This window comes from uncultured Sphingomonas sp., assembly GCF_946477935.1.
Taxonomy (GTDB): Bacteria; Pseudomonadota; Alphaproteobacteria; order Sphingomonadales; family Sphingomonadaceae; genus Sphingomonas.
Map to the genome: position 1 here is coordinate 1 of NZ_CAMLAC010000295.1, position 3,725 is coordinate 3,725.

Genomic DNA, 3,725 nt, shown 5'->3' on the forward strand with positions numbered 1-3,725 from the left:
GTCTTGGGGATCGTCGCGTTGGTTTCGCCGTCGGTGACGTAAGCGCCGTAGCGGCCCTCCATCAGCTTGATCTCCGCCTCGGTACGCGGGTGTTTGCCAAGAACCTTGAGCGGTTCGCGGGCGGCGCCGCGGGCCGGGCGACCGCCGCCGGCGGCGGCGTCGGCCAGCTTCGAGACGGCCGCGTTCATGCCCGTCTCGAACACCTCGGCGGTGGATTGCAGGCGGGCATATTTGCCGCTGTGCGCCAGATAGGGGCCGTAGCGGCCGATCGAGGCGGTGATCGGCTCGCCCGTCTCGGGATGGTTGCCGATCGTGCGCGGCAGGCTGAGCAGCTTCAGCGCCCATTCCAGATCGAGATCGACATCCTTCGGGATCGAGGCGCGCTTGGCCTCCTTGCCCTCGCCGAGTTGGATATAAGGGCCGAAGCGACCCGACTTGCGCTCCACCGGCAGGCCCGTCTCCGGATCCTTGCCGAGCGTTTCGGGGCCGCTGTCCTCGCCGGCGGCCTCACCGCCTTGGGCGAAGCGGCGGGTATATTTGCACTCCGGATAGTTGGAGCAGGCGATGAACGCGCCGAAGCGGCCGCCGCGCAGCGCCAGCTTGCCCTCGCCGCAATTGGGGCAGAGGCGCGGGTCGGAGCCGTCCGCCTTTTCCGGGAAGAGATAGGGGGCAAGAAACTGGTCCAGTTCGGCGGTAATCGCCGAGGGCTGCTGCTCCATCACCTCCGACGTGCGCGGCTTGAAGTCGCGCCAGAACGCCTCCAGCACCGCCTGCCACTGGGCACGGCCGCCCGAGACGTCGTCCAGTTCCTCTTCGAGTTCGGCGGTATAGTCGAAGCCGACATAACGCTCGAAAAAGCGTTCGAGGAAGGCCGTGACCAGCCGGCCGCTTTCTTCCGCGAAGAAGCGGTTTTTTTCGACGCGCACATAGGCGCGGTCCTTCAGCGTCTTGATGATCGAGGCATAGGTGGAGGGGCGGCCGATGCCGAGTTCCTCCATGCGCTTGACCAGCGAGGCTTCGGAGAAGCGGGGCGGGGGCTGGGTGAAATGCTGCTCGGCCTTCACGTCCTTCTTCGCGGGGGCGTCGCCGTCGCGCAGGCGCGGCAGGCGGCGCGATTCCTCGTCCGCGGCGTCGTCCTGTCCCTCTTCGTAGAGCGCGAGATAGCCGGGGAAGAGCACGACCTGCCCGGTCGCGCGCAGGATGTGGCGGCCGGTGCCGTCGGCCATGTCGATGGTGGTGCGCTCCATCCGCGCCGAGGCCATCTGGCTGGCGAGCGCGCGCTTCCAGATCAGGTCGTACAGGCGGCCGTGATCGCCCGAGCCGGCACGGTCGCGCGAGAAATCGGTGGGGCGGATCGCCTCGTGCGCTTCCTGCGCGTTCTTCGCCTTGGACTGATATTGCCGGGGTTTGTCCGGCACATAGCTGGCGTCGTAGCGGTCGGCGACGGCCTTGCGCGCGGCGGAGATGGCGCTGCCGTCCATCTGCACGCCGTCGGTGCGCATATAGGTGATCGCGCCATCCTCGTAGAGTTGCTGCGCGATCCGCATCGTGTGGTCGGCGGAGAAGCCCAGCTTGCGCGCCGCCTCCTGCTGGAGGGTCGAGGTGGTGAAGGGGGGCGGCGGGTTGCGCGTCGCGGGCTTGGTCTCGACCGACTGGACGGAGAAGCGGCCCGCCTCGACATCGGCTTTCGCACGCGTTGCATCACCCTCGTTGCCGATCGACAGGCGATCAAGCTTTTTGCCCTCCCACTGGACGAGGCGCGCGGTGAAGGGGGTGCCGTCCTGCTCCATCTCCGCGGTGACGGACCAGTATTCCTGGGGGCGGAACGCCTCGATCTCGCGCTCGCGGCCGACGATCAGGCGCAGCGCGACCGACTGGACGCGGCCCGCCGACTTGGCGCCGGGCAGCTTGCGCCAGAGGACCGGCGAGAGAGTGAAGCCGACCAGATAGTCGAGCGCGCGGCGGGCGCGGTATGCGTCGATCAGGTCGGTATCGAGTTCGCGCGGATTCTGCATCGCGTGCAGGATCGCGGGCTTGGTGATCGCGTTGAAGGTGACGCGCTCCACCGCCTTGGGCAGCGCCTTGCGGTTCTTCAGCACCTCGCGCACGTGCCACGAAATCGCCTCGCCCTCGCGGTCGGGGTCGGTGGCGAGGATCAGGCGGTCGGCCTTCTTCGCCTCGTCGGCGATCGCCTTGAGCTGCTTGGCCTTGTCGGCGTAGTTTTCCCATTCCATCGCGAACCCTTCGTCCGGGTTTACCGAACCGTCCTTGGGCGGCAGGTCGCGGACATGGCCGTAGCTGGCGAGGACGCGGTAATCGCCGCCGAGATATTTCTCGATGGTTTTCGCCTTGGCGGGGGATTCGACGATGACGAGCTGCATAAGCGGGGCGTGGTGTCCTTACGTGTACGCGCGAGGATGGGGAGGGGGAGGCGGTGGCGTCAAGTCGTGGCGGCGGTCGTGGTTCCCGATGGTGCCGCCGATGTGGAGCATGACAGAGGTCACGGGCGCGGGTAGCGTCGGCGCCATGCCCTATCTTTATCTGTTCGTCGCGATCCTGGCGGAAGTGACCGGCACGTCCTTCATGAAGCTGTCGCAAGGATTTACCCGGCCGGTCCCGTCACTGGTGACGGTGCTGGGCTATGCGATCGCCTTTTACTTCCTGTCGTTGACGCTGAAGACGATCCCGACGGGAATCGCCTATGCGATCTGGTCGGGGGTAGGGATCGTGCTGATCTCGGCCGTGGCGTGGGTGTTCCAGGGGCAGAAGCTGGATGCGCCGGCGATGATCGGCATGGCGCTGATTATCGCCGGGGTAGTGGTGATGAACGGCTTCTCGCGGGCCGGGGGGCATTGAGGATCATGGCTGGAGGCTGACCCTTCCGCCCGCGTGGCGTTCCAGCCGGCCGGCGAGTTCGAGTTCGAGCAGCACCGTCTGGACGATGGCGGGGGCGGCGTTTGCCTGGCGGATGAGTTCGTCCACGGCGACGGGCACGGGGCCGAGCAGGGTGGTGATCGCGCGGCGGTCGGCGTCGGTGGCGTCTTGTGGGGGCGGGCCGGTGTAGTCGCTGGCGGGGGCTTCAACCATGCGTGGGTCCAGCGGGCGGATGAGTTCGAGGATGTCCGCGGCGGACTGGATGAGGATCGCCCCTTCGCGGATCAGGAGGTTGCAGCCTTGCGCGCGGGGGTCGAGGGGGCTGCCGGGGACGGCCATGACGTCGCGGCCCATTTCTGTGGCGAGGCGGGCGGTGATGAGCGAGCCGGACTTGGGTGCGGCCTCCACGACGACGGTGCCGCTGGCGATCCCGGCGATGATGCGGTTGCGCGAGGGGAAGTGGCGGGCGCGCGGCTCGGTGCCGGGGGGCTGTTCGGCCAGCAGCAGCCCGCGGGTCGCAACCGCCTGCTGCAGCTCGGCATTTTCGGGCGGGAAGGCGATGTCGATGCCGCTGGCGATGACGCCCACCGTGCCGGTGTCGATGCTGCCGGCGTGCGCAGCGGTGTCGATGCCGCGGGCTAGGCCGGAGACGACGGTGACGCCCTCCTGCCCCAGTGCGAGCGCCAGTTGGCGGGCGAAGCGGCAGGCGGCGGCCGAGGCGTTGCGCGCGCCGACGATCGCGACTGACGGGCGGCGGGCGAGCGACAGGTCGCCGCGGACGATCAGCGCGGGCGGTGCGGTGTCGATATGGGCGAGCAGGCGCGGATAGTCAGGATCGCCGAGGAGCAGGT

3 protein-coding genes are annotated in these 3,725 nt (G+C 68.3%); 1 reads left to right on the plus strand and 2 read right to left on the minus strand.

What is annotated here, in order from left to right; all coding sequences use genetic code 11:
- A partial coding sequence (gene topA / locus Q0U08_RS18685) for a type I DNA topoisomerase (protein ID WP_298093229.1) occupies window positions 1-2,381 on the minus strand: 2,381 nt, incomplete at its 3' end.
- A gap of 145 nt (window positions 2,382-2,526) precedes the next feature.
- Here topA and Q0U08_RS18690 point away from each other — a divergent pair.
- Window positions 2,527-2,856, plus strand: a complete 330-nt coding sequence (locus Q0U08_RS18690) for an SMR family transporter (RefSeq protein WP_298093233.1) — start codon at window positions 2,527-2,529, stop codon at window positions 2,854-2,856.
- Between the two features lie 3 nt (window positions 2,857-2,859).
- Here Q0U08_RS18690 and dprA read toward each other — a convergent pair.
- Window positions 2,860-3,725 (minus strand): DNA-processing protein DprA (gene dprA, locus Q0U08_RS18695; RefSeq protein ID WP_298093231.1); only part of this gene is annotated, 866 nt, incomplete at its 5' end.

What these genes read in the sequence shown, in the direction of transcription:
- Q0U08_RS18690 (WP_298093233.1), top strand. Translation starts at nt 2,527, where the DNA reads ATGCCCTATCTTTATCTGTTCGTCGCGATCCTGGCGGAAGTGACCGGC.